Raw genomic sequence first — 682 nt, 5'->3', positions numbered from 1 at the left:
ATTCAAATCATTCTGAACTGATTAGTTTTGTCGGACAGAAACCGGCTCTTGCGTTACGTACTTTTGAACAGCCCGAACTCTATTTTTACCCTCTTGCTTCGCTAAATAAACGGATTCATCGGCTGCGCGAATCAAATCGGTGTACGTACTCATGTTTTCTGTTCGCTCTGCAACACCAACACTGATGCTCCCCCTCCACGGTTCATAACACGTTGGAATGAGCATTTGAGACACCTGTTTTCTTACCATTTCCGCAACATGTAACCCGCCGTCCAATCCTGTGTCTGGACAAATAACAAAGAACTCATCACCTCCCAATCTGCACACGATATCATCGCTACGAAAATGATATTTAAGTGCCTGTGCAAGCTCGATTAACACCAAGTCCCCGGCCTCATGCCCACACGTATCATTGACTTGTTTAAAATAATCCGCATCAATCATGATACAAACCAAAGGCAGTGTTTTGTGCTCCGTGTCATCCCAAAGCTTTTTCAACGTTTTGATTGCACTGCGTCGATTAGGAAGTTGAGTTAATGAGTCCGTTAATGACAGCGCTTCCAGCTGTTTATTTGCAGTTAACAACTGGTTCGTTCTTGCTTCTACTTTTTCTTCTAATTCCAAATTGAGTTTTAAGAGATCACGATTACGTTCGGACACTTGAGAAAACAGCGCATTGAGT

General features: G+C 43.0%; 1 protein-coding gene. It reads right to left on the bottom strand.

The genetic code is table 11. The features are described from left to right. Positions 1-21 precede the first annotated feature (21 nt). Positions 22-682 (bottom strand): GGDEF domain-containing protein (locus tag R8N49_RS27450; RefSeq protein ID WP_318190495.1); only part of this gene is annotated, 661 nt, incomplete at its 5' end.

The organism is Vibrio sp. 1978, assembly GCF_033344345.1.
This window is presented reverse-complemented; position numbering and strand designations above follow the sequence as displayed.